This window comes from Streptomyces sp. YIM 98790, from assembly GCF_011421595.1.
In the GTDB taxonomy this organism is placed as follows: Bacteria; Actinomycetota; Actinomycetes; order Streptomycetales; family Streptomycetaceae; genus Streptomyces.
Genome location: NZ_WTLH01000401.1, coordinates 1 through 730 on the forward strand (window position 1 = coordinate 1; position 730 = coordinate 730).

Consider the following 730-nt stretch of genomic DNA (forward strand, 5'->3'; position numbering starts at 1 on the left):
GGGACGGCCCCGCCGACCTCGCGCCCGTGCCGGCCGGCTCCGGCGGCTCCGCCGCCGCGAGCGGCGGTGTTCCCGGGGCCGAGCCCACCGAGCCCGCCGCGGTGTCCCCCGCGGCCGGACCCGCCGTGCGCGGCGTGGACGAGACCGACGGGGAGTCGGTGCTCGCCATTCCGGTGATGTCCGGCGACACCGGTACCACCGCCCTGCGGGTCCGGGAGGATGCCGAACCGGCCGCTTCCACGGCACCCGCCGCACCCGCCGCACCCGCCGCCGCGGATGTGCCGGACGGGCCTGCCGTGCCTGCGGAGTCCGCTGCGCCCGCGGCTTCGGACGGGCCTGCCGTGCCGNCGCGGATGTGCCGGACGGGCCTGCCGTGCCTGCGGAGTCCGCTGCGCCCGCGGCTTCGGACGGGCCTGCCGTGCCGGAGGAGCCGGCGGGGGAGGGGACCACCGTCCTGCGGCTGCCCGGCGGCCGCGGGGAGAACGGCGACCGGGCGACCACCGCGCTCCGCCTGCCCGCGGAGCCGCCCGGGAGTTCCGGGCCCGCCCGGAGCGCCGCCGTACCCCCCGAGACGCCACAGGACGCCCCTGAGCGCCCTGCGGCGGCCGGGGAGCGGGAAAAGCCCGCGGAGGGCGCCCGGCGCCCCGAGAAGGCGGAGGAGGTCCCTCCGCCCCCGGCCGCCCGGCCGGGGGCGGATCCCCGGCTCGCGGTGCTGCCGCCCGGGCCGGCC

Annotated in this window: 1 pseudogene; it reads left to right on the plus strand. The window is 82.2% G+C overall.

Going from position 1 to position 730, the window contains the following annotated elements:
- Positions 1–418: 418 nt before the first annotated feature.
- A pseudogene (locus GQS09_RS28860) lies at positions 419–730 on the plus strand (hypothetical protein); the annotation flags it as partial.